This window comes from Rhodanobacter sp. Col0626, from assembly GCF_049994385.1.
In the GTDB taxonomy this organism is placed as follows: domain Bacteria; phylum Pseudomonadota; class Gammaproteobacteria; order Xanthomonadales; family Rhodanobacteraceae; genus Rhodanobacter.
The window spans coordinates 143,309-168,227 of record NZ_CP188260.1 but is presented as its reverse complement, the minus strand read 5'-3'; the positions used below and the strand labels follow the sequence as shown (position 1 = coordinate 168,227).

General features: G+C 66.1%; 17 protein-coding genes and 1 riboswitch. Of the genes, 7 read left to right on the top strand and 10 right to left on the bottom strand.

Annotated features, from left to right (window positions below):
* Positions 1-31: 31 nt before the first annotated feature.
* From ACPPVV_RS00760 to ACPPVV_RS00750, 3 genes are all read right to left on the bottom strand, one after another.
* Positions 32-556 carry an acyloxyacyl hydrolase gene (locus ACPPVV_RS00760; protein WP_426701578.1) on the bottom strand — a complete coding sequence of 175 codons (525 nt, stop codon included), beginning with the start codon at positions 554-556 and terminating at the stop codon, positions 32-34.
* Positions 557-720: 164 nt separating this feature from the next.
* Positions 721-2,217 carry a M16 family metallopeptidase gene (locus ACPPVV_RS00755; protein ID WP_426701577.1) on the bottom strand — a complete coding sequence of 499 codons (1,497 nt, stop codon included), beginning with the start codon at positions 2,215-2,217 and terminating at the stop codon, positions 721-723.
* Entirely contained in the window at positions 2,214-3,590 is a 1,377-nt protein-coding gene (locus ACPPVV_RS00750) for a M16 family metallopeptidase (RefSeq protein WP_426701576.1), read from the bottom strand. Before ACPPVV_RS00750 ends, ACPPVV_RS00755 begins: the two co-directional genes overlap by 4 nt.
* Before the next feature lie 161 nt (positions 3,591-3,751).
* Here ACPPVV_RS00750 and ACPPVV_RS00745 point away from each other — a divergent pair, with 161 nt between their 5' ends.
* A complete protein-coding gene (locus ACPPVV_RS00745) occupies positions 3,752-4,345 on the top strand; it encodes a DUF2239 family protein (protein ID WP_426701575.1) in 594 nt (197 codons plus the stop codon).
* A 46-nt stretch (positions 4,346-4,391) separates the two neighbouring features.
* Positions 4,392-5,858, top strand: coding sequence for an MATE family efflux transporter (locus tag ACPPVV_RS00740; RefSeq protein WP_426701574.1), 1,467 nt, complete (start codon positions 4,392-4,394; stop codon positions 5,856-5,858).
* A 265-nt stretch (positions 5,859-6,123) separates the two neighbouring features.
* On the opposite strand, the gene ACPPVV_RS00735 is transcribed toward ACPPVV_RS00740, so the two are convergent.
* The 6 genes from ACPPVV_RS00735 to ACPPVV_RS00710 form a co-directional block, all read right to left on the bottom strand.
* Entirely contained in the window at positions 6,124-9,294 is a 3,171-nt protein-coding gene (locus ACPPVV_RS00735) for an efflux RND transporter permease subunit (RefSeq protein ID WP_426701573.1), read from the bottom strand.
* A 127-nt stretch (positions 9,295-9,421) separates the two neighbouring features.
* A complete protein-coding gene (locus tag ACPPVV_RS00730; protein WP_426701572.1) occupies positions 9,422-12,598 on the bottom strand; it encodes an efflux RND transporter permease subunit in 3,177 nt (1,058 codons plus the stop codon).
* A 261-nt stretch (positions 12,599-12,859) separates the two neighbouring features.
* A complete protein-coding gene (gene btuB / locus ACPPVV_RS00725; protein WP_426701571.1) occupies positions 12,860-14,710 on the bottom strand; it encodes a TonB-dependent vitamin B12 receptor in 1,851 nt (616 codons plus the stop codon).
* Positions 14,711-14,837: 127 nt separating this feature from the next.
* Positions 14,838-15,068: riboswitch (cobalamin riboswitch) on the bottom strand.
* A 103-nt stretch (positions 15,069-15,171) separates the two neighbouring features.
* On the bottom strand, positions 15,172-16,314 hold the full coding sequence (gene nagA / locus ACPPVV_RS00720; RefSeq protein ID WP_426701570.1) for an N-acetylglucosamine-6-phosphate deacetylase: 1,143 nt from the start codon (positions 16,312-16,314) through the stop codon (positions 15,172-15,174).
* A 40-nt stretch (positions 16,315-16,354) separates the two neighbouring features.
* Positions 16,355-17,386 (bottom strand): SIS domain-containing protein, encoded by a 1,032-nt coding sequence (locus ACPPVV_RS00715; RefSeq protein ID WP_426701569.1) that lies wholly within the window; start codon positions 17,384-17,386, stop codon positions 16,355-16,357.
* A 9-nt stretch (positions 17,387-17,395) separates the two neighbouring features.
* Positions 17,396-18,148 carry a GntR family transcriptional regulator gene (locus tag ACPPVV_RS00710; protein WP_426701568.1) on the bottom strand — a complete coding sequence of 251 codons (753 nt, stop codon included), beginning with the start codon at positions 18,146-18,148 and terminating at the stop codon, positions 17,396-17,398.
* Between the two features lie 224 nt (positions 18,149-18,372).
* Between ACPPVV_RS00710 and zwf the strand changes: the two genes are divergently transcribed.
* The 5 genes from zwf (at position 18,373) to ACPPVV_RS00685 (ending at position 24,151) form a co-directional block, all read left to right on the top strand.
* Positions 18,373-19,836, top strand: a complete 1,464-nt coding sequence (gene zwf, locus ACPPVV_RS00705; RefSeq protein ID WP_426701567.1) for a glucose-6-phosphate dehydrogenase — start codon at positions 18,373-18,375, stop codon at positions 19,834-19,836.
* A gap of 112 nt (positions 19,837-19,948) precedes the next feature.
* The gene (gene pgl, locus ACPPVV_RS00700) at positions 19,949-20,662 is read left to right on the top strand and encodes a 6-phosphogluconolactonase (RefSeq protein ID WP_426701566.1); all 714 of its coding nucleotides are present in this window, start codon (positions 19,949-19,951) and stop codon (positions 20,660-20,662) included.
* Positions 20,663-20,780: 118 nt separating this feature from the next.
* Positions 20,781-22,598, top strand: a complete 1,818-nt coding sequence (gene edd / locus ACPPVV_RS00695; RefSeq protein WP_426701565.1) for a phosphogluconate dehydratase — start codon at positions 20,781-20,783, stop codon at positions 22,596-22,598.
* A 176-nt stretch (positions 22,599-22,774) separates the two neighbouring features.
* Positions 22,775-23,386: a bifunctional 4-hydroxy-2-oxoglutarate aldolase/2-dehydro-3-deoxy-phosphogluconate aldolase gene (gene eda, locus ACPPVV_RS00690; protein ID WP_426703291.1), complete on the top strand. Its 612-nt coding sequence runs from the start codon at positions 22,775-22,777 to the stop codon at positions 23,384-23,386.
* Positions 23,387-23,494: 108 nt separating this feature from the next.
* Positions 23,495-24,151 (top strand): DUF998 domain-containing protein, encoded by a 657-nt coding sequence (locus ACPPVV_RS00685; protein WP_426701564.1) that lies wholly within the window; start codon positions 23,495-23,497, stop codon positions 24,149-24,151.
* Positions 24,152-24,172: 21 nt separating this feature from the next.
* On the opposite strand, the gene ACPPVV_RS00680 is transcribed toward ACPPVV_RS00685, so the two are convergent.
* Positions 24,173-24,868 carry an RNA polymerase sigma factor gene (locus ACPPVV_RS00680; protein WP_426701563.1) on the bottom strand — a complete coding sequence of 232 codons (696 nt, stop codon included), beginning with the start codon at positions 24,866-24,868 and terminating at the stop codon, positions 24,173-24,175.
* Between the last annotated feature and the right edge of the window lie 51 nt (positions 24,869-24,919).

Here is a 24,919-nt window from a genome sequence, read left to right as displayed (position 1 = left end):
GGGCCGTTGTCGTATCCGGGAGACTGTCGCCTCAGATGTCGAAGGCGACGCCGATCAGCGCCATCGTCTCGCCGCTGTTCGGGCTGTGCAGCCCGCCGTTGGAAATGTGCCGCAGCGCCACGCTGAAATGCTTCGCCTGCCAACCCAGCGTACTGACGAACTGGTAATGACTGGAGAGTGCGTGGGTCGCGTGATTGGTGGCTGCCAACTGGGCAGTGAAGAACAACGGCTGGCACCACTGTCCAGCCTCGCCATACTGGAAACGCGCACCACCGGCGGCCAGCGCGACCGCCGGGCGCGTGCTGTAACGGCCACGATCGTAGGCGCTCAGTTGACGGCCATCGATCCAGCCGAGCGAAACATCCGGCGACCAGGTAAAGCGGGTATGCCCAAGCGGTTGTGGCGCGAACACGGCCTCGACGAAAGCGGCATTCGCGCCGTGACTGTCCATGTAACTGCGCCCGGCCTGCACTTCCACTCGCGCGGCGGTGGCGGGCACGGCGGCGGCAAGCAGGGTCAGGGCGAGTGCGCTGCGAATCAGTTTGCGGGGGAGCATGAGGGCCTCGGGCAAGGTGTTATTTTGTGTACTTCATAGTTTACAAAATAATCGCTGCCGCGCGGCACCCTTTCCGGGTCGATTTCGGCAACGGATTGTTGCCTTGCCCATGTCAAAACCCCGGCACGATGGCCGGGGTTTTGTTGACAGATGACGGCGGCCGACTATTTGCCGCCGGTCGCCGGTTGCAGGCTCGGGCTGTCCAGATCCAGCACCGTCGATGGCAGCAGTACCGCCTGGGGATGGGCCTTGCGGATCGCCGCGCCGAATTGCGCGGCGTCGCCGACCACCACCACCTGGCTGGCGCCCGCATCGAGGTTCTTGCGGGCGTACTTCTCGATCTGCTTTGGCGTTACCGCCTGCACCTGTTCGATGTACTTGCCGATTTCGTCCAGCCTGACGCCGTATACCGCCAGGTCGCCGACCTGGTCGGCCAGCCCGGCGGTGGTTTCCAGGCTGCGGCCGTAACTACCGATCAGGGTCGCCTTGCGTGCGGCCAGTTCCTGGTCGTCGACCCGGCTGTTGCCAAGCCGGCTGAACTCGCCCACCAGCAGGTCCACCACTTGAGGTGCCGACGGGTTCTTCGTCTGCGCCGAAGCCAGCCACATGCCCGCGTCGCCCAGCGACTGCAGCCGGCTGCTGGCACCATAGGAAAGCCCGCGCTTGATGCGGATCTCCTCGTTCAAGCGCGCTGAATACGAACCGCCGAGCACCGCGTTGGCCACCGTGCCGACGTAGTAATCGGCATCGTGCCGCGGCGGTGCGGCGTGTGCGGCGACCACGCCGGCCTGGCCGGCGCCATGCTGGTCGATCAGCAGGATCGAAGGCACCAGGCTCGCGCTGCGCCCCACTGGCTTGGCCGGCAAGGCTGTCGCCGGCTTCTGCCAGTCACCGAAGGTGGCCTGCGCCAACTGCTGTGCCTGGGCCGGTGAAATGTCGCCCGCCAGCACCAGGATCGCGTTGTCCGGCCGGTACAGTTGTCGATGCAGTTGCACCACGTCGCCACGGCTGATCCGCGCCAGCGAAGCCGGTGTGCCGCTGCGCGAATGCCCATAGGCACCGCCACCGAACACGCCGCGACTGGCCGCCAGCGAGGCCAGCACGGTGGGTTGGCTGAGCGACAGGTGCAGGTCGTCGATCGCCTGCGTTTGCGCCCGCTTGAGCTCCGCGGGGCTGAACTCCGGCTGGCGCACCACCTCGGCCAGCAGGTTCAGCGCCTGCGGCAATTTCGGGGTCGTCACGGTGATGCCCACCGCACTCTCGTCCCAGCCTGCCGCGGCGGCCAGCGATCCGCCCAGTGTTTCGGCGGCGGCGGCGATCTGCGGCGCGGTCTTGCCCGCCGCGCCCTTGCTCAGCAGGCTCGCGGTGAGGTCGGCCAGGCCGGCCAACGCCGGCGGATCCATTTCACCGCCACTGCGCACCAGCAACTGCGCGGTGACCAGCGGCAGCCCGGCGCGACGCACGCTGACCACCTGCAACCCGTTCGCCAGGGTCTGCGTGGAAGGCGTCGGCACGGTCAGTTTCGGCGCCGGGCCGGGCGCGGGTGGCGCGACGGGAAAGCCCTGAACCGCGGCCGCCGGCGAGGCGGCATGGACACCGATCAACGTCATCAATACAGCCGTAAAGACGGCCAGACGAAAATTGCTCGCGTGGCGACTCATTTCGCTGCTCCCTTGGCCGCTGCCTGCGGCAGATAGTCGATGGTGACGCTGTGCGCGCCGGTGACGTACTTCTGCAACACGCGGTGGACGTCCTGTTCGGTAACCTTCTGCAACGCGGCCAGATCCGTATTGACGTGCTCCGGATTGCCGTCGATCAGGCTGGCCTGGCCCAGTGCGAACGCCTGGCCCTGCGCGGTCTGGCGCTGCTTCAGCTCATCGGTCAGCAGCTGGGTTTTCACCTTGTCCAGCTCGGCGGCCGGAATCGGCTGGGTCGCCAGCCAGATGATCTCCTCGTGCAGCAGCTTTTCCGCCTCTGCCGGCTGGTGGCCGCTGGCGAGAATCGCGTAAGCCGTGAACAGCCCCGGGCCGACCCGGCCGTCGGCGTCGGCACCGGCCTGCTGGGCGACCTGATGGCGATACACCAGCGACTGGTATAGCCGCGAGGAATCGCCCTGCGCCAGCAGCGCGGCGGCCACCTGCAGCGGGATGGTGTCGGCGCTGTCGGAAGCCGGCGGGATCAGCCAGGTGATGGCCACCGCGGGCAGCGGTGCGGTCTCGCTGGTGACGGTGTAGCGCAGGTTCTTCTTGCGTTTGGGCTCTTGCGCGGTGACCTGCGGAATCGGCGTGGCCGGTTTCGGGATCCAGCCGAAGTAGCTGTCGATCCAGGCATCGAGCTGCCTGGTGTCGAAGTCACCAGCGACGATCAGGGTGGCGTTGTCCGGCCGGTAGAAGGTGCCGTGGAAGTCGATCACGTTCTGCAGCGAGGCCGCCTCCAGATCCTCGATGCTGCCGATGGTCGGGCGCTTGTACGGATGCACGGTGTACGACTTCGGATCGATCGCGTTGAACAACTTGCCGTATGGGTTGGCCAGCACGCTCTGGCGGTATTCCTCTTCCACCACCGCACGCTCGGATTTGAAGTTGGCTTCGTCGACGTTGAGGTTGGACAGCCGCTCGGCCTCGGCCCACAGCAGGGTCTGCAGGTGGTTGCTCGGCACCACCTCGAAATAGTTGGTGACGTCGTCGCCGGTGGAAGCGTTGTTGGCACCGCCGACATCCTCGGTGAGCCGGTCGAACTGCTCGGCGTGCATGTGCTTCGTGCTCTTGAACATCAGATGCTCGAACAGGTGCGCGAAACCGGAGCGGCCCTGCGGGTCGTCCTTCGAGCCGACGTGGTACCAGACCTGCACCGCCACATTCGGGCTGGCGTGGTCTTCCACGCTGATCACCTGCAGGCCGTTCGGCAGCGTGCGCTGGTGGTACTGGATCGGCGGAATGCTCAGTTCGGCCGCGGCCAACGGCGGCGAAGCCATGGCGATGACGAACAGTCCGAGTGAAGCCAGCACAGTGGCCGGGCGCAGATGCTTGGTCATTCCGTTCGGTCCCTCAATGGAAAGGATCAACCATAGCAAGCCGGTGGACGGGGGTGGGCATGACTTTCGGGCCAGCAGATCTGCCTTATTTACCCAGGTACTATTGACATCCGTTTTGAGCCGGACAAAAATCTGCCATCAATTATACCCGGACAAAATACATGAGCTCCCCCGATAAACATTCCTGCACCGCGTTCGATCGGCAGCAGCTCATCGCCAGCGGCAAGCTGGTCGATGTGGTCCGTGCCGTGAAGCGGGCCATCGACGCAGGTGCGGTCGGACCGCTGCTGATTTTCGACGATCACAGCAGTCGACAGATCGAAATCGATTTCCGCGGCAGCGTCGATGATGTGCTGGCCCGGTTGCCGCCGGATGCCCCGCCTGCGGAAAGCGCCCGCGGTCCCGGCCGGCCGAAGCTCGGCGTGGTACCGCGCGAGGTGACCTTGCTGCCGCGACACTGGGACTGGCTGGGACAGCAGCCGGGCGGCGCGTCGGCGGTATTGCGACGGCTGGTCGAACAGGCACTGCGTGGCAATGACGCTCCGGAACGGGCCCGCCAGGCGATGGAATCGGTCGATCGATTCATGCAGGTCATGGCCGGCGACCTGCCAGGTTACGAGGAGGCGTCGCGCGCACTCTATCGCGGCGAACGGAAACGCTTCGGCACGCTGACCGCTGCGTGGCCGCAGGATGTGCGCCATCATCTGTTGCAGCTGGCGGCCATCGCATGGGACGAGCAGAAGGATGCCTGCTGATACCGTCCCGCGCCCGACGTCTCCACGATCACACGGATCCACGCCCATGCCTGCCGCCAACGCCCGCCACGTCGCACTGACCGAGGGGCCGATCGCCAACACCCTGCTGATGTTCTCGCTGCCGATCCTTGGCGCGAACGTGCTGCAGTCGCTGAACGCGTCGATCAACGCCATCTGGATCGGCCATTTCCTCGGCGAGGCGGCACTGACGGCGGTGTCCAACGCCAACCTGATCCTGTTCTTCCTGCTCGGCGTGGTGTTCGGCATCAGCATGGCCAACACCATCCTGGTCGGCCAGGCGGTGGGCGCCCGCGACATCGCACAAGCCAAGCGCGTGGTTGGCACCAGCGCCGGCTTCTTCGTGGTGTTGTCGATGACGGTGGCGATCCTGGGCTATGTGTTCACCGCGCAGATCCTCGATGCGATGAGCACGCCGGCCGACGCGCAGCCATTCGCGATCGCCTACCTGCGCGTGATCTTCAGCGCGCTGCCGTCGATGTATTTCTACAGCTTCCTGATGATGACCCTGCGCGGCGCCGGCGACTCGCACACGCCGTTCTATTTCATGCTGATGTCGGTGGCACTGGACATCGCACTGAACCCGCTGCTGATCTTCGGCCTCGGTCCGGTGCCGGCGCTGGGCATCGCCGGCTCGGCGCTGGCCACCCTGATCGCGCAGACGGCGGCGCTGCTCGGCCTACTCGCGTACCTGTATCGACGCAAGCACTTCCTCGGCCTGTACCGCGGCGAACTGCACTACCTGAAACCGAACCCACGGTTGCTGCGCGCACTGGTGGTGAAGGGCCTGCCGATGGGCCTGCAGATGGTGGTGATCTCGTCCTCGGCGCTGGTGATGATCAGCCTGGTCAATGCCTACGGCTCGCAGACCACCGCCGCCTACGGCGCGGCATCGCAGCTGTGGACCTATATCCAGATGCCATCGCTGGCGGTGGGCGCGGCGGTGTCGTCGATGGCGGCGCAAAACGTGGGCGCGCAGCGCTGGGACCGCATCTCGCGGATCACCGGCGTCGGCGTTTCGTACAACTTGTTGCTCACCGGGGCGCTGGTCGCGGTGGTCTATCTGTTCAACCGTGGCGCACTCGGCATCTTCCTGCCCGGTGACGGCGTGGCGATCGGCATCGCGCAGCACCTCAATGCCATCGTGGTGTGGTCGTTCCTGTTCTTCGGCCTCAGCTTCGTGCTGTTCGGCGTAGTGCGCGCCACCGGCGCAGTGATGCCGCCGCTGATCATCCTGGCCGTCGCGCTGTGGTTCGTGCGCGTGCCGTTTGCCTGGATGCTGCGCGACCGCTTCGGTGCCGACGCGGTGTGGTGGAGCTTCCCGCTCGGCTCGCTGGTCGCGGTCACCCTGGCCGCCGCCTACTACCGCTGGGGCAACTGGCGCCACGCCAGCATGCTGGGCGGCGACCCGCAGCAGGCCGCGAGTACCGGGCTGGACGTGCCGGCCACGCCACTGCTGGCAACCGAACCCGACGGAGCCGAAGGGCGCGCCTGAAGTGGAGGATATGAAGAGTCGACACTGCCGTAGGAGTAATGGCCGCTTGAAGGTTCCACGCACGCCCAAGGTCACACCGATCATTGACTTCGAATCGATGAGCATCCGAGCAAGGCTTCAACGACGACGGTCGAGCTCACACATCGACTTGCGAGTCGCTACTCAGCCTGGATGAAGCGAGCATCCAGCATCGAAATGAGTGCACGAGGCCGGGACACTTGGTAGCGGGCTCGGTGCCACGAGAAACCCGCAATCGTCTGCAGAGTCACGACGCCGTCTGCGTTCCACCCAGCGCTTTTAGCCGCTTCTTCTCCGCCTTGCGCAACTTGCGTGCCGCCTTGCGGATCTTGCGGTCGTAATTCCACAGATAGATTGCCGGGGTGCTGAGCAGGGTCAGCAGTTGCGACACGAGCAGGCCGCCGACGATGGCGATGCCCAGCGGCTGGCGCATTTCCGAGCCGATGCCGAAGCCGATCGCCAGCGGCAGCGCGGCGCCCATCGCGACCAGGGTGGTCATGGTGATCGGGCGGAAGCGCACCAGCGCCGCTTCGCGAATCGCCTCCGGCGCCGGTACGCCGCGTTCGCGTTCGGCGACGAGGGCGAAGTCGACCATCAGGATCGCGTTTTTCTTGACGATGCCGATAAGCATCAGGATCGCGATGATCGCCATCATCGAGATCTGCGTCTGGGTCACCAGCATGGCAAGGAACGCGCCGGCGCCGGCGGCCGGCAGGGTCGACAGGATGGTCAGCGGATGGCCGAGGCTTTCGTAGAGGATGCCGAGCACGATGTACATCGCCAGGATCGAGCCTAACAGCAACACCATGCCGTTCGACTTGAACTGTTGCAGGCGCTGGTTGGCGCCGGTGTAATCCACCTTGATCCCGGCCGGTAGGCCCACCGCATACGCAGCTTGCTCGACCAGCTTGACGCCGCGGTCCTGCGGCACGTCCTTGGCCAGGTTGTAGCTGATCGTGGCCGCCTGCAACTGGTTGTGATGGCGCACGCGGATCGGGCTGATGTTGGGTTCGATCCGCGCCACCGCGGACAGCGGGATCATCCGCCCCTCATCGTTGCGCACGCGCACGCTCAACAGCGATTGCGGGCTCGCGCTCTGCTCCGCGCCCGTGCTCAGCACCACCGAATACTGGTTGATGTCGGAATAGATCTGCGACACCTGACGCTGGCCGAACGAGTTGTACAGTGCCGAATCGATGGTGCCGATGCCGACATGCAGGCGCCCCGCGGCCTCGCGGTCGATCTTCAGCAACTGCTGCTTGCCGACCTGGTCGAAGTTGCTGCCGACGTCGCGAAATTCCTTGACGGTGCGCATCTGCCGCACCATCTTCAGCGCCCACGGTTGCAGGTCGTCACCGTTGGTGCTGATCAGCTGGAATTCGTATTGGCCACCGCCGTCGCCGCTGCCGCCGCCACCGAGGAATTGCGCAGCGCTGACCGAGACTTTCACGCCCGGCAGCTTGTCGTATTGCTTCGACAACCGCTCGACCACCTGCTTGATGCCCTCCTCGCGCCGGCCTGGTCCACGGCCGTGCGGCTTCAGGTCGACGAACATCTGCGCATTGTTGCCGACCGCACCGTCGCCGCCGCCATTGCGGCCCAGCATGGTCAGCTGGTCGAGGACGGCCGGATCGGCCTGCATGATTTTCGCCACCGCGAGCGAACGCTCGGTCATCTGCGCCGGCGAGATGTTCGCATCGGCATTGATCTCGACCTGCAGCTGACCGGTGTCTTCGTCCGGCATGAACGTGCCGCCGGCGGTCTTGGCCACGGCGAAGCCGAGTGCGACGGTAAGTATCAGCAAGGTCAACGGCTGCCAGCGCATGATCCGGCGATGGTGCATGGCCCAGTCCAGGGCCCGTTCGTAGATGCGCAGCAGTCCGCGGTCGAAGTTTTCCACCGCCTGTTCGATCCGGCCCGGCGGTTTGCTGGTCCCGGGCTCATGTTCCAAAAACCAGGCGCACAGCGCCGGCGTGAGCGTGAGCGAAACCAGCGCCGAGATCACCACCGCGGCGGTCAGCGTCACCGAGAATTCGCGCAGCAGCATCACCAGCTCGTTGTTGCCGAACAGCAGTGGCGCGAACACCGCCACCAGCGACAGCGTGATCGAGATCACCGTGAAGCCGATCTCGCGCACGCCTGTCAGCGCGGCCTCCAGCGGCGGCGTGCCCTTTTCCATGTGCCGCACGATGTTTTCGATCACCACGATCGCATCGTCCACCACGAAACCGATGCACAGCACCAGCGCCACCAGCGACAAGGTGTTGAGCGTGTAGCCGAGCATCCACATCACCACGAACGCACCGGCCAGCGACAGTGGCACGCTGAGCATCGCGATCAGGGTCGGCCGCAACCGACGCAGAAACACCAGCATCACCAGCACCACCATCGCGATCGAGATCAACAGCGCCACCTGCACTTCGTGCAACGCGGACTTGGTGGTCTGGGTAAGGTCGAACACCGGCGTCATGGTGATGTTCGACGGCAGCGAGGCACGCAGCTGCGGCAACCTGGCGCGGATCGCCTCCACCGTGGCCACCGCGTTCGCCTCCGGCCGCTTGGCGATCTGCAGGCCGACGGTGTGCGCGCCGTTGAACCACGCGGCCTGATACTGGTCCTGCTGGCCACCGTAGATTTTCGCCACGTCGGACAGGCGCACCGGCGTGCCGTTCTTCACCGAGATCAGCAGATTGGCGAACTCGGCCGGGTCGTGCAGGCTGTCGCTGGCGGTCACCGTCATTTGGGTGCGGCCGTCGCTCAAGGTGCCCTGCGGCGAAGTGACGTTGGCGGCGTGCAGCGCGTTGGCCACGTCGTTGGCGGTGAGTCCCTTGGCCGCCAGTGCGTTGTTGTCCAGCTCGACGCGCACCGCGTGCGGCGTGCCACCGAACACCTGCACCTGCGCCACGCCGTCGATCTGCGCCACGGCGGGTTTCAGCATCGTGTCGGCGAGGTCGAACAGCTGGTCCTGCGGCAGGCCGGTGGAGGTCAGCGTGAGGAACAGGATCGGGATCTGCGAAGTGTCGAACTTGAAATACTGCGGCGGCGACGGCATGCCGGTAGGCAGATCGATCGCCGCTGCATTGATCGCTGCCTGCACGTCGCGCGCGGCGCTGTCGGCGGTACGGCCCATGCTGAAACGCACCATCACCGAGGCCGAGCCTTCGTTGGCATTGCCGTACATTTCGTCGACACCCGGGATCCGCCCCAGGTACCGCTCCAGCGGTGCCAGCACCGTATTGGCCATGGTCTGCGCGCTGGCACCAGGCTGCTGCGCCACCACGTAGACACCGGGAAAATCCAGCGACGGCAACGCAGCCACGCCGAGCAGCAAATAGGCCCACAGCCCTGCCAGCACCAGCCCAAACGCAAGCAGGGAAGTGCCCACCGGGCGGCGGATCAACGGGGCGAAGATATTCATGGCTGCTTTATGCCTACCGGCTGGCATTAACGTATGTGCCTGAAGTCCACACCCTGCCGGAAGGCAGGGGTGAAATCAGGGGCATCCTTTCCAGGCAAAAAACGCGTACCGGAGGCGGCTCGACCGCCTATTTGGGCAACGCCGGCATCTGCAGCTGCAGTGCCCGCTGGCGCTTGATCTCGGCACGCAGCTCCCGACGCCTGGCCTTGCGTTGCCGGTGATCGTACTGCCACAGGTAGATCGCCGGGGTGCTGAGCAGGGTCAGCAGCTGCGACACGAACAGGCCGCCGAGGATGGCGATGCCCAGTGGCTGGCGCATTTCCGAGCCATAGCCGAAACCGATCGCCAGTGGCAGCGCCGCACCCATCGCCACCAGGGTGGTCATGGTGATCGGGCGAAAGCGCACCAGCGCCGCCTCGCGAATCGCCTCGGGCGCCGACATGCCGTGATCGCGCTCGGCGACCAGCGCAAAGTCGACCATCAGGATCGCGTTTTTCTTGACGATGCCGATCAGCATCAGCACCGCGATTACCGACATCAGGGTGAGCTGCGTATGCGTGAGCAGCATGGCCAGGAACGCGCCCATGCCGGCAGCCGGCAGGGTCGAAAGAATCGTCAGCGGATGGATCAGGCTCTCGTACAGGATGCCCAGCACCACGTACATCACCAGGATCACCGCCAGCAGCATGATCAATGCGTTGTTCAGCGCATCGACCAGGTTCTTGTTGTCCCCGCTGTATTTCTTCTGCACGCCGCTCGGCAATTGCGCGGCGAACATCGCCTGATCGACCAGCTTCAATCCCTCGGCCTGGGTGACGCCCTTGTCCAGGTTGTAGTTGATCGAGGCCGATTCGAGCTGGTCGTTGTGGTCGATGGTGACCGGCGCGATGTGCGGCTCGATCTTCGCCACCGCGGACAGCGGGATCATCTGTCCTTGTGTATTGCGCACATAGGTATTGAGCAGGGTGGCCGGGCTCAACGATTCGGCGCTGACGGCGGAAATCACCACGCGATACTGGTTGATGTCCGAGTAGATGGTGGACACCGGAGTCTGGCCGAACGCGTTGGCCAGCGCGTCGTCCACCTGGGCGAGGCTCACGTGCAGCCGCGCGGCGGCGGTGCGATCCACCTGCAGCATCTGCTGTTTGCCGATGCTGTCGAAGCTGGTGCTGACGTTGCGGAACTGCTTCATGCCGCGCATCACCCTCGCCAGTTTCAGGGTCGGCGGCTGCAGCGACGTGCCGTCCAGGCTGCTGAGCTGGAATGCGTATTGCCCCTTGCCACCGCCGCCGCCACCGCCGCCACCGCCGATGAACTGGTTGACGGTAAGCGACACGTCCAGATCCGGCACGTTTTTGAAATACTTGTCCAGCCGGTCGACCACCTCCTGCGCGGCAATGTTGCGTTCGCCCGGCCGATCGCCGAGCGGCTTCAGATCGACGAACAAACTGGATTGATTGCCGACCGCACCGCCACTGTTGCCACCGCCGAGGAAGGCGGAAACGTCGCTCACGGCCGGATCGGCCTGGATCTTCGCCGCCACCTCATGAGTGCGCGTGGCCATCAGGGTGGGCGAGATGTTGGCATCGGCCGTGATGCTTACCTGCAGCAGGCCGGAATCCTCTTTCGGCATCAGCCCGCCACCGGCGGTCATCACCACCGCCACCGCCATGCCGATGGTGAGCACCAGCAGGATGATTGGCTGCCAGCGCATGACCCGGCGGTGGTGCATCGCCCAGTCCAGCGCGCGCTCGTAGGTGCGCAACATGCCGTTGTCGAAACGCTCGGCCATGCGCTCCAGCCGACCCGGCGTGCGCGAACCCTCGGGCTCGTGCACCAGCCAGGCGCCGCACAACGCCGGGGTGAGCGTGAGCGAGACCAGCGCGGAGATCACGATGGTGGCAATCAGGGTTACCGAGAACTCGCGCATCAGCATGGTGAACATGTTGTTGCCGAACACCATCGGCCCGAACACGGCGATCAGCGACAGCGTGATCGAGATCACCGTGAAGCCGATCTCGCGCACCCCGGCAAGCGCCGCCTCCAGCGGCGGCATGCCCTTCTCCATGTGGCGCACGATGTTCTCGATCACCACGATCGCGTCGTCCACCACGAAACCCACGCACAGCACCAGCGCCACCAGCGAGAAGATGTTGAGGGTGAAGCCGAGTATCCACATCATCACGAACGCGCCGGCCAGCGACAGCGGCACGCTGAACATCGCAATCACGGTGGGCCGCAGCCGGCGCAGGAACACCAGCATTACCAGCGCCACCATCACGATGCTCATCAGCAACGCCACCTCCACCTCGTGCAGCGCCGAGACGGTGGTCGGGGTGAGGTCGAAGATCGGCATGATCGTGACGTCGGCTGGCAGCAGCCCGCTCAGCTCGGGCAGGCGCTTGCGGATCGCCGTCACCGTGGCCACCGCGTTCGCTTCCGGCCGCTTGTTGATCTGCATCACCACCGCGCGCTCGCCGTTGAACCACGCCGCGGCGTATTTGTTCTCCTGGCCGCTGCCGATCGTCGCCACGTCGGCCAGCCGCACCGGCGTGCCGTCATGGCTCGCGATCACCAGCTCGGCGAAGTCATGCACCGTATGCAGCGCATCATTGGCACTCACCGTCATGCGCGTGACGCCGTCGCTGAGCATGCCCTGCGGCGAGCTGACGTTGGCCGCACGCAGCGCATTGGCCACGTCGTTGGTGGTGATGCCCATGCTCACCAGCGCGCTGGTGTTCAACACGATGCGCACGGCCTTGGGCGTGCCACCGCCCACCTGTACCTGGGCCACGCCGGGAATCTGCGCCACCGCCGGCTTCAGCAAGGTGTCGGTGAGGTCGTACAGCTGATCCGGCGGCAGGCTGGTTGAAGTCAACGAAACCAGCAATACCGGAATCTGTGAAGTGTCGAACTTGAAGTAGACCGGCGGTAGCAAGCCGGTCGGCAGGTCCGGCGCCGCCGCATTGATCGCCGCCTGCACGTCGCGCGCGGCCTTGTCGGTGTTGCGATCCATGTCGAAGATGACCTGGATCTGCACGCTGCCGTCGCTGGCCGTGGAGGACATCTGCCGCACCCCGGGGATGCGCCCGAGATGGCGTTCCAGCGGCGCCATCACCGTGGAGGCGATGGTCTGCGCGCTGGCACCCGGCATCTGCGCGGACACCGCGACGCCAGGAAACTCGATCGATGGAAAAGCGGCCACGCCCAGCACCAGGTATGCCCACAGGCCACCCAGCATCAGGCCGATCGCAAGCAATGAGGTGCCGACGGGGCGGCGAACCAGCGGTGCAAAAATATTCAAGGGACCTCCCGGACGCGCAAGCATACCGGCACAGCCCCGCAAGCGGGCGGACGTGGCAGCGCGCTGGTCGTGGGAAGAGTTCCGTTCATGCCGACTTTATGCCAGCTGCCCGACGCCGACGTATGTGCCTGAAGTCCACCTCGTGACGTATGGCAGGGACGCGTGGGTCCGGCGATCTCGGCGGCATGACGTCGCTGCCGGGCATGACCGGACGGGGGTGCAACGGCGTGTCCACCCGAAGGGACACGCCGAACCGAAAGCTCAGCGGCTGGACGGGCTGTAGCGCAAGGTCAGGAATGCACTGCGACCGGGCTGGTTGAAGTACCACACGGTTTCGTAGTCGCGATCGAACACGTTGGCCAGCCGTGCCTCCACCTGCCAGTCCGGTGCGAAGTGGTAGCTGACGCGCAGGTCGGTGGTGGCATAGCCGCCCAGCGGATGCGCATTCGCCGCATCGTCGTAGCTGCGGCCGGCGCCATTGACGGTGGCGCCGATGCCGATGCTGCCGAAGCGGCGATCCAGATCCACCCGTGCCGTACGCTCGGGCCGGCGCGGCAGCACGTTGCCGTCGTTGGCGCCGCCGTCCTGGTTCCGCGGCTGCAGCCAGGTCAGGTAACCCTGCAGTTGCCAGCCGTCGAGGTTCACGCCGAGCTGGCCTTCCACGCCACGGATGCGCGCCTTGCTGATGTTCTGCGGGACGAAGTTGTCGTCCAGCGTGATCAATTGGTCGATGCGGGTCTGGTAGGCATTCAGCGCCCAGTTCCACACGCCCAGTTGCTGGCTCAGGCCCAGTTCGGCGCTACGCGACTTCTCCGGCTTCAGGGCCGGGTTGCCGCTGCCGAACGGGTAGTACAGGTCGTTGAAGGTGGGCGCATGGAACGCGCTGCCGTAGCTGGCAGACAGCTTCACGCCGCCGTCGAAGTGATAGCCCCACGCGGCGGCACCGGTGTTGTGGTTGCCGAACTGGCTGTTGTGATCGCGCCGCGCCGACAGCTGCACTTCGTTGCGGCCAAACGTGCCTTGGTACTGCACGTAGCCGCCGGTGTCGTTGCGGCGGGTAGCGAGGAAGCCGGTGTCGCTGTCGATTTTTTCGCCCTGCCAGTCCAGGCCCAGTGTCAGCAGCTGGTTCTCAGTCACGCTGATGTCGTTCTGCCATGACGCCTGGTTGCGCCGCGAGTAGATGTAGCCGACGAAATCCTTGTCTTCGTAATTGTCGTAGCGGTCCAGGTTCTGGCCAACGCTCAGGGTGGTTTTCCACGCTTCCAGCGGATGGAAGCTGAAAGCCGCGCCAGCCGTTTGCTGCACGGTGCGGCTGTGGTTCTGATAACTGCCATCGAAGCGGATGTCGCCGAGGCTGCGCAGCCAGGTGCCGCTCAGTTCCGCGCCATTGTCCCAGCGATAACCGCCGTTGGCGCTGAGGTTTTCGTTGCGGTAGGCGTCCTGGTCGGGCTCGTCGGCAAAGCAGCCTGCGAAAGCCTCGGCCGCGCCGACGCGGCAGGCGTTGATGCCGCGGGTGTGCTGTGCACCGACGCTGACGTTGTACCAGGCGTGGTCGCCGCCGCCGGAAAGGCCGAGCTGGCCGCGCAGCAAATCATTGCTGCCGGTGGTCACGCTGAAGGAAGGCTGCAGGCCGCCATCGCGCGAACCGTGCCGGGTGAAGATCTGGATCACGCCACCGACCGCGTCCGCGCCATACAGGCTGGAACGCGGGCCGCGCACGATCTCGATGCGGTCGATCTGCTCCACCGGCAATTGCTCGAATGCAGCCAGGCCATTGCCGACCGAACCGATCCGCACGCCGTCGATCAACACCAGCGTGTGCGACGAGTTGGTGCCGCGCAGGAACAGCGAGGTCTGCTGGCCGTAGCCACCGCTGTTGGCAAAACTCACCCCGGGCAGGCCGGTCAGCAGATCCGTCACCGACAGCGGCTGCAACCGCTCGATATCGGCACGGGTGATCACGCTGACCGACGACAACGCCTCGTCGGCGGTAATGGCGGTGCGCGTGGCGGTGACGATCACCGGAGCCAGCGTGTCGGCGGCGCCTTGATCGGCCGCCTGTGCCGCCATCGTGCAACTGAGCAGCGCCGCTGCCAGCAAGGACTTCTTCATGTTCATTCCTCGGCCGTGCACCCGCGCACGGCACCATCGTTCAATGAGCTGGCGACGGGCAAGGGGAAGACGGAACGACGGACAGGCGGCGGCGCCCAGCACGTGGTTCGGCCTCGCCCACCGCGAGCCACCAGGAATCGTTCGGGCCGGTCTCCGGGCTGGCGAGTGCACGCGGTGACCCGCATGCCGCGAACGGCGCCTTCCCGTGCTGTGCACAGTGGCATCCGCCGTTCGTGGATATCGCTTACCGTTGCGGGGGCAGCGCCGGCCTTGCAGTGTTGAAGCACACCACGCACCGGCTTCCCGTTTCATCCCTTGAGCGCGAGGCCTTCGGGACACCTGAACCGCGCCACTTTAGCTTCGGGCGGCTATGGGGGCAATGAGTAGCCCGCAGGAGCGGCTTCAGCCGCGATGCCCTGCGCATCGCCAGAAAAGAAAAGGCATCGCGGCCGAAGCCGCTCCTACACGGTCGAGGCGCCGCCGATCCAGCTCCGCTGCACGCGGTATTCGGCGTCCATCGCCACCAGGTCAGCGCGATAGCCGGCGGCGATGCGGCCATGGCTGGCGCCGAGGCCGAGGAATTCGGCCGGGTAGGTGCTGGCCATGCGCACCGCCTCGTCCAGCGGCAGGCCGAGCAGCTGCACCGTGTTGCGCACCGCCGTCGCCATGTCCAGCGCGGAGCCGGCCAGCACGCCCTGGGCGGTCTGGCAGATACCGTCCTTCACCAGGATGGTTTCGCCGTTGAGCACGTAAGTCGGATCGTCCGAACCCACCGGCGGCATCGCATCGGTGACCAGCAGCATTTTGCCGCGCGGCTTGGCGGCGATCGCCACGCGCAGGCTGGCCGGGTGCACATGGTGGCCATCGGCGATGATGCCGCACCAGCTCGTCGCATCCTCCAGCGCCGCGCCGACCACGCCGGGCTCGCGGCTGCCGAAGGGCGTCATCGCGTTGAACAGATGGGTGAAGCCGCGCACGCCGGCGTCCAGCGCGGCGCGTGTGGTCGCATAATCCGCCGCGGTGTGCCCGGCGCAAACCACCAGGCCGGCGGCGGTCAGCACACCGATGCTGGCCGGCGGCACCTGATCCGGCGCCAGCGTGATCAACCGTACGCCACGATGCGGCGCGCACAGCATCGCCATCTCTTCGCTGTCCGGCACGTGGAAATATTTCGCGTCGTGCACGCCCTTGCGCGCCGGTGCCAGGTACGGCCCTTCCAGATGGATGCCGAGCACGCCCGGCACGCCTTCGGCCAGCGCCTGCTCCACCGCGGCGAGTGCCTCGCGCATTACTTCGACGCGATCGCTGATCAGGGTCGGCAGGAAACCGGTGGTACCGAAACGCCGATGCGCCGCACCGATCCGGCGCAATGCCTCGACCGTGGGCGCCTCGTTGAACAGCACGCCGCCACCACCGTTGACCTGCACGTCGATGAAGCCGGGCAGCAGCATCGCGCCACGCAGATCGTGCGGTTGCGCAGCGCGCATCCGTGGATCGGACGGTGGCAGCAGGTCGACGATGCGCTCGCCGTCCAGCAGCACGGCCAGATCGTCGCGCCAGCCGGCTGGGGTGAGGACGCGGGCGTTGGTGAGCGACTGGATCATTCCGAATATCCGTGATTAACCATGAAATCGCATGCAGCGGTCAGACCGTTTCGGTGACCTTGTTGAGATGCGGCGGCACGTCGGGATTGAAGCCACGCTGCAGCGCCAACACGCTGGCGGCGCGATAGAAACTCTGGATGATCAGCAGCGGCGTGCACAGCGCCGGGAGCCCGCTGGCCACCGGCAGGGTGCCGGCACCCAGCACGCCTGGCGCCGCCACGAACACCTGCGCACCGCGGCCGCGAAATTCGTCGGCGACCGCCAGCGTGCTGGCCAGCGTGTCGTCGTCCTGGGCGAAACACAGCACCGGGAAATCCGGGCCGACCAGGGCCATCGGACCGTGCTTCACCTCGGCGGCGCTGAATGCCTCGGCGTGCAGGCCACAGGTTTCCTTGAATTTCAACGCCGCTTCCAGCGCGATGCCGAGTCCGAAGCCGCGGCCCACCACGAACAGGTTGTGCGCATCGACCAGACCGTCGCTCAACGCCGACCAATCCGCATCCCAGCCGGCACGCAGGGCATCGGGCAGCACCTGCAGCGCCGCGCCCAATTCGGCATCACCGCGCCAGCGCGCGCACAGGTGCAGCACCGCGGCCAGCGCGGCGATGTAACTCTTGGTCGCCGCCACGCTGCGCTCCGACCCGGCATGCAGCGGGATCACGGTGTCGGCCAGTGCCGCCAGCGGCGAATCCTCGACATTCACCAGCGCGACCACGCGTGCGCCGGCGATCTTCGCCGCCTGCGCATTGCGCAGCAGGTCCGGGCTCTTGCCCGACTGCGAGATCGCGATGAACAGCGCACCCTGCCACTGCTGTTCGGCCGCGTACACCGAGGTCACCGACGGTGATGCCGACGCGGTGGCGATGCCGAGCTGTGTTTCGAATACATATTTGGCGTAGGCCGCCGCGTGATCGGAACTGCCGCGCGCGCAGGTGACGATGAAACGCGGCGGATGCGCCCGCAGCGACTGCGCCAGCGCGGACACCACCGCCTCGTTGGCCGCGAACTGGCGCGCGACCACATCGGCCGCCTCGTGCGCTTCCTGGTACATCAAGGTGTCGCTGGCGGCCATATCGATCCTTCAGTCAGTCTGCAGTTCAGCGACGAAATCGTAGATATCGCCGCGATACCAGGAACAGGTGAACTCGACCACGCGGCCGTCGTCCAGAAAACTCCGCCGCTCGATGCTCAGGCCCGCACTGCCCACGCCGACATGCAGCAGGCGCGCCTGTTGCGCGTTCAGCGATACCGCGCGCAATCGCTGCAGCGCACGACGCGGACGCGCGTTGAGCTTTTCCAGCGCCTCGTACAACGAGTCGTGCACCAGCAGCGGATCGGGCAGCACACTGGCCGGCACCACGCTGCGCTCGATCGCCAGCGGTTCGTCCTGGCCATAGCGCAAGCGATGCAGCCGCACCACCAGCGAACCGGGCGACAGGTTCAACGCCATCGATTCCTCCGGCGTCACCTCACCGATGCCGCGTTCGAAAAACTCCGAACGCGGCGACAGCCCGCGTTCGCGCAAATCCTCGGTGAAGCTGGTCAACCGCGACATCGGCTTGACGATGCGCTCGGCAATGAAGGTGCCGGCGCCATGACGCTGGGTCAGCAGACCTTCCTCGACCAGGCCCGCGATCGCCTTGCGCACGGTGACCCGCGACAGCTTCAGCACCTGCGACAAGTCGCGCTCGCTGGGCAGGGCCTGGCCCGGCTCGATGTCACGATGCTCGACGATGTTGCGGATCGCCCGGCGCAGGCGCAGGTAGGCCAGCGGCTGGTGCGTGGCCGGATCGTGGCAGATCCGGCGATATTCATTGGCCAAGGCGGTTTCCATGCCGCTAAAGATACCAATACAAAACCACTAATCGCAAGCCCGTTCGATCCCAGACTCCCGCGAATGGTCGACAGCATGACGATCCAGCCGAAGAGATCCGCCTTCATGAATTCGTATGCAGACCGGTGGCCGATCTGGTATTTCACTGGTACTATCGACGGTAACCCGGGCAAAACGCGCCATTCGGCCCTGCCCGCCATCCGGCATCGTGTCGAGGTAACTGCGTGACTGCTTCCTCCCAATCGGTCGAACCGTTCGACCTGGTGATCTTCGGCGGCACGGGCGACCTCGCCGTGCGCAAGCTGCTGCCAGCCCTGTTCCACCGCTTTCTCGACGGCCAGATCCCGGCCAGCAGCCGCATCGTCGGCATTGCCCGCGAAGCGCTGGACGATGCCGGTTACCGCGCACAGCTGCGCGAGGCGTTGATCGGCATTTGTGATGCGCGCCAGCTCGACGTGTTCCTGCAGCAGGTGTTCTACCGCCCGCTGGATGCGCGCAAGGACGAGGGCTGGGACGACTTCGCCGCGTTCATCGGCGGCCAGCCCGAACATATCCGGGTGTTCTACCTGTCCACCTCGCCGGAGTTGTTCGTCGACATCTGCAACCGGCTGGGCCAGTACAAACTCAACCAGGGCGCGTCGCGGGTGGTGCTGGAGAAACCGATCGGCCGCGACCTGGCCAGCGCAAACCAGATCAACGACGCGGTCGGCAAGGTGTTCGACGAATCGCAGACGTTCCGCATCGACCACTATCTCGGCAAGGAGACCGTGCAGAACCTGCTGGTGCTGCGCTTCGGCAATGCCCTGTTCGAGCCGCTGTGGAACGCCGGCCACATCGACCACGTGCAGATCACCGTGGCCGAAACGCTGGGTGTGGGCCATCGCGGCGCGTATTACGACCGCGCCGGCGCACTGCGCGACATGGTGCAGAACCACATGCTGCAGCTGCTGTGCATGGTGGCGATGGAGCCGCCCTCGTCGCTGGCGCCCGATGCGGTGCGCGACGAGAAACTGAAAGTGCTGCATTCGCTGAAACCCATCGACGACAACAACGCCGCCCAGCTCACCGTGCGTGGCCAGTACCGTGCCGGCGTGGCCGAAGGCGCCAGCGTGCCGGGCTATCCCGAGGAACTGGGCAACAACAAGTCGAACACCGAAACCTTCGTGGCGCTGAAGGCGGAGATCGCCAACTGGCGCTGGGCCGGCGTGCCGTTTTACCTGCGCACCGGCAAGCGGCTGCCGAGCCGGGTGTCCGAGATCGTGGTCACCTTCAAGCCGGTGCCGCATTCGATCTTCAACGCCGACGCCGGGACCTTGTCGCAGAACCGGCTGGTGTTGCGGCTGCAACCCGATGAAGGCGTGAAGCTGTGGCTGACCATCAAGCATCCCGGCCCCGGCGGCCTGCGCCTGCGCCACGTGCCGCTGGACATGAGTTTCGCCGAGGCCTTCGGCGTCTCGCAGCCGGATGCGTACGAACGCCTGCTGCTGGACGTGGTGCGCGGCAATCCCACCTTGTTCATGCGACGCGATGAAGTGGAAGCGGCATGGCATTGGGCCGGCCCGATCCTGGCCGCCTGGGCCGACAGCGGCGAGGCGCCGCGGCCGTATACCTCCGGCAGCTGGGGACCGAGCGCGGCGGTGGCATTGATCGAGCGCGACGGCCGCACCTGGAACGAAGACAGTGAGTAGCCGAGCGCGCCAGCACCCGGTTCATCCGGCGCTGTCGACGGGTGCGGCAGACTGGTTTTCCCTTTCCCACGAGACGCGCGCCGAACGCTGATCGCAGCACGCCGCCACCATCATGCATACCTCTTTGAACGTCACCACGCACAGCTTCACCGATTGCCGGGCCCAGGCCGCGGCGTTGGCCGAACGTATCGCCGAGCGCCTGCGCACGGCCCTGACCGAGCGCGGCCAGGCCGTGCTGGCGGTATCCGGCGGCAGCACGCCGAAAGAGTTGTTCGCCCGCCTGTCGCGCGAAAAACTGGACTGGGCCAAGGTGCGGGTGACCCTGGTCGACGAGCGGTGGGTGCCCGACACCGACGAGCGCTCAAATGCGCGGCTGGTGAAATCGCTGCTGCTGCAGCACGCCGCGGCGGCGGCGACATTCATCCCGCTGTACACCGCCGACGCCACGCCGGAAGCCGGCCTCGCCGTGGCCGATGCGCGCATCGATGCGCTGTCGCTGCCATTCGACGCGGTGGTGCTGGGCATGGGCGACGACGGCCACACGGCGTCGTTCTTTCCCGGCGGCGATCACCTGGCCGAGGCGCTCGATCTGGACGGCCACGCCCGCGTGTTGCCGATGCACGCACCGGATGCCGGCGAACCGCGTATCACGCTGACGCTGCCCACCCTGCTGGAAACGCGCGCGCTGTATCTGCTGGTGGCCGGCGAGAAGAAGCGCGACCTGCTCGCCGACGCACGGCTCGGCCTCGGCGCCGCGCAACACTATCCGGTGCGCGCCGTACTGACCCAGCAACGCGTGCCGGTGGCGGTGTACTGGTGCCCATGACCAGACCCTCGACCCAACCCTGTGGGAGCGGCTTCAGCCGCGACGTTTTTCCCGAAACCCGCAGAGAGCATCGCGGCTGAAGCCGCCCCACATCCCCCTGCAACTGCTGGAACCCATCATGAGCACGCTGCACCCCGTCGTCGCCGAAGTTACCGAACGCCTGCGCGAGCGCAGCCGCGAGACGCGCGCGGCCTACCTCAAGCGGATCGATGCGATCGACCGCAGCGGCCCGCAGCGCGAACATCTGTCCTGCGGCAACCTGGCGCATGGCTTCGCCGCCTGCGGCACGGATGACAAGGCGGCGCTGCGCAGTGGCCGGCAGGCCAACCTGGCGATCGTCACCGCGTACAACGACATGCTCTCGGCGCACCAGCCGTACGAACGCTATCCGGCGCTGATCCGCCAGGTTGCCCGCGATGCCGGCTTCACCGCCCAGGTCGCCGGCGGCGTGCCGGCGATGTGCGACGGTGTCACCCAGGGCCGTCCCGGCATGCAGTTGTCACTGTTCTCGCGCGACCTGATCGCCATGGCCACCGCCGTGTCGTTGTCGCACGACATGTTCGACGGCGCGCTGTACCTCGGCATCTGCGACAAGATCGTGCCGGGCCTGCTGATCGGTGCGCTCAGCTTCGGCCACCTGCCCGGCGCCTTCGTGCCGAGCGGCCCGATGCCCAGCGGCATTCCGAACGAACAGAAATCAAAAGTGCGCCAGGCTTTCGCCGACGGCAAGGCCAGCAAGGTCGAGCTGCTGGAAGCCGAGGCCGCTTCGTACCACACCGCCGGCACCTGCACGTTCTACGGCACCGCCAACTCCAACCAGATGCTGATGGAGATCATGGGACTGCACCTGCCCGGCGCCAGCTTCACCGCGCCGGACACGCCGTTGCGCGACGCGCTCACCGCCGAAGTGGTTCGCCGCGTCGCGGGGCAAAGTGCACTGAATGATGCGTTCCTGCCGCTGGGCCACATCGTCGATGAGCGCGCGATCATCAACGGTGTGATCGGCCTGCACGCCACCGGCGGCTCAACCAACCACCTGCTGCACCTAGTCGCGATCGCGCACGCCGCCGGCATCCAGCTGCGCTGGGACGATTTCGATGCGCTGTCCGGCGTGATCCCGCTGCTGGCGCGCGTCTACCCGAACGGCTACGCCGACGTGAACCAGTTCCACGACGCCGGCGGCATGGCGTTCCTGATCGACCAACTGCTCGATGCCGGCCTGCTGCACGGCGACGTGCAGACCATCTTCGGCACCGGCCTGGACGGTTATGCGCGGCTGCCCTACCTCGACGAGGCTGGCGCACTGCACTGGAAGCCGGTCGACAAGCAGAGCGGCAACCGCGGCGTGCTGCGCGGCGTCGATGAACCGTTCCGCGCCGATGGCGGCCTGCGCATGCTGGAGGGCAACCTCGGCCGTGCGGTGATCAAGGTGTCGTCGGTACCGGACGACCGCCTGCTGATCGAGGCACCGGCGATCGTGTTCGACGACCAGGACGATGTGGCCGGTGCCTTCAAGCGCGGCGAGCTCAACCGCGATTTCGTGGCGGTGGTGCGTTTCCAGGGACCGCGCGCGAACGGCATGCCCGAGTTGCACAAACTCACTCCCACGCTGGCGCTGCTGCAGGATCGCGGCCACCGCATCGCGTTGCTTACCGACGGCCGCATGTCCGGCGCTTCCGGCCGCGTGCCGGCGGCGATTCACGTAACGCCCGAAGCGGTGGCCAGCGGCAACATCGCGAAAATTCGCGACGGCGACATGATCCGGCTCGACGCGGTGAATGGACGTCTGGACGTCCTGATGGAAGCCCACGAACTGGATGCGCGCCTGCCGCACATCGCCGACCTGTCCGGCGAACACAGCGGCATGGGCCGCGAACTTTTCAGCCTGTTCCGTCAGGCCGCCGCCACGGCCGACCTCGGCGCCGGCGTGCTTTAGAACTTTTGCCCCCTCCCCTGCAAGCAGGGGAGGGTTGGGGAGGGGTCGCTCTTGATCCTCTCGCCACCTTGAGCAACCCCCTCCCAACCTCCCCCTGCGCGCAGGGGGAGGAGCAAAAAAACCAGGAGCGTGACGTGAACCCCCTCGAACAAAAGCAGCAACAGGTCGAAACCTTCATGCGGCTGGCGCCGGTGATCCCCGTGGTGATCATCGACGACGCCAGGAATGCGGTGCCGATGGCACGCGCCCTGGTCGCCGGCGGTATCCCCACGATCGAAGTCACTCTGCGCACCCCGGCCGCACTGGATGCCATCCGTGCGATCGCTGCCGAGGTGGAAGGTGCCGTGGTCGGCTGCGGTACCGTCCTCACCGCGCGCGACCTGCAGGCCGCGCAGGCAGCCGGTGCCCGCTTCGCCGTCTCGCCCGGCACCTCGCCGCGCCTGCTCGACGCCGCTGACGACAGCGCGCTGCCGCTACTGCCGGGAGTCGCTACCGCGAGCGAGGCGATGGCCCTGCTCGAACGCGGCTACCGCCACCTGAAATTCTTCCCGGCGGTGCCAGCCGGTGGCACCCAACTGCTCGGCGCCTGGGCCAGCCCGCTGCCGCAGATCCGTTTCTGCCCCACCGGTGGCATCAACCTGGTCAATGCCGTCGATTTCCTCGCCCTGCCCAACGTGCTCTGCGTGGGCGGCTCATGGCTCACCCCCGCCGACAAACTGGCGGCCGGCGACTGGTCCGGCATCGAACTGTTGGCACGCGAGGCGGCCGCATTGCAGCGGCCAGGCTGAGCTGATCGTGTGCGATGGCAGGTGCCAGGCGCAGCCAGCGGGATGCCGATAATGCGCGGTACCTGATACTTGGCACCAGCCCCGACGCCGCGAAGTGACCCAACCCACATGAACGACACCGATCCAGTGGCTCGATCCAACCACTCCACGGTTGATTCCTCGACACGCAGGCTCGGCGCCATCGCGCTGGCTGGCCTGCTGCTGTTCGCGATGGTCGCCGTGACCGTACAAGCCTTGCGTACCGATCTGCATTGGCAAGACATGCCGCTGAGCTTTTATCTGCTGAACGCCTACGGACACTGGCTGCAGGCAGCGTACTTCGCACTGGCCATCGCGCTGATCTCGCTCGGCGCGGGATATTACCTCGCGTTGCGCGGTGGGCGGCGCAGTGCTGCGCCGGGGTTGCTGTTCGCCTGCGCAGGCATCGGCTTGTGCGTGACTGCACTGGCCCACAGCAACCTGCCTGGCCATGCACCCACGCTGGAAGGTTTCGTGCATGGCACGGCGGCGCAGACGGCATTCTTGTGCGTTACCGTGGCGATGTTGCTGCAGTCGTGGTGGCTGCGTACCAACCCACGCTGGCATCCGCGCTTTCCGTTCGCCTTCGTACTCGCGCTGATGTGTTTCGCAGCGATCTGGGTTGACGCGCTGTGGCGCGGTATGCCGCGCGGACTGGAACAACGGTTGGTGATCGTGTTGATCCTTGGCTGGCTGGGCATGGCCGCCGTCTGGCTGACGAAGCCGCCCCGCGACATGTCGTCGTAGTACGGCACGAGGTCAGACGGTCTATTCGGTCTCCAGCCGCGCCATCACCGCATCACTGACGCGGGCGCAGCGTTGGCCCATGAACGGGAACGCCTCGCTCATGGTGGATGCCAGCGTGCCGTGCAGCGACGTGCGCAGCAGACGGCGCGCGCGGTGCAGGCGGGTCTTTACCGTCTCCGGCTTGATCTCGAGCAGGTTGGCGGTTTCCTCGACCGAGCACTCTTCGACTTCGCGCATCATGTAGACGGTGCGGAAAGCCTCCGGCAGTTCGTCGATGGCGTGTTCGAGCAGGCGGCGAATCTGGGCACGCGCGGCGGACACGGAGGGATCCTCGCTGCCGAACTTCGACGGAAACTGGATCACCTGATGGGTGTCGTCCGGCGCCATGTCGACCTGCTCCAGTCCGACCATGTGGTGGCGTTTGCGCAGGCGCCCGCGCGCCTCGTTCAGCACGATGCTGGTGAGCCAGGTCAGCAGGGTCGAGTCGCCGCGGAATGAATCGAGCTTGTGATAGGCGCGCATATACGACTCCTGCAACACGTCTTCCGCCTCCGAATCCTCGCCGATCACGCTGCGCGCGATGCGAAACAGTCGCTGGTTGCAGCGCTGCATGATGTGCCGAAAGGCTTCGCGCTGGCCTTCGCGGACCAGCGCCACCAGTGCGTTGTCGTCAAGCGCGACGTAATCGACGGGGGCATTGTGGGCATGGACTGACATGGCTTTCTCCTTTTACACCTGATCGGATGCAACGGCGGCCGTCCAGGTTCC